1 protein-coding gene is annotated in these 279 nt (G+C 62.4%); it reads right to left on the bottom strand.

What is annotated here, in order from left to right; genetic code table 11:
• A partial coding sequence (locus B2J89_RS22160; RefSeq protein ID WP_205763943.1) for a serine aminopeptidase domain-containing protein occupies positions 1–214 on the bottom strand: 214 nt, incomplete at its 3' end.
• Positions 215–279 lie beyond the last annotated feature (65 nt).

The raw sequence follows: 279 nt of genomic DNA, 5'->3' as shown, positions 1-279 counted from the left end.
GGTGCCCCTGCAGCGAGTCGCCATGGCCCCGGTAGTCGAACGTGGTGACGCGAAAGCCCTGCTGCGCCATCCACAGCGCAAACGCCTCATAGAACGACTGCCGCACGCCCATGGCACCGCCAATGACGACACTGGCACGCGCCGCGCCCTCGGGCTCATACACGCGCAGTGCCAACGACACGGCGTCGTTGGTCTGCAAAGTTTGCTTGTTCATGTCTGTCCCCTTGAACCAAGACCGGTCTGCGCCGGTTTGATTGGAAATCACAACGCAGCTCTACG

Source organism: Acidovorax sp. SRB_24 (assembly GCF_012931925.1).
The sequence above is the reverse complement of the archived record's forward strand: the minus strand, read 5'-3'. Positions and strand labels throughout refer to the sequence as shown.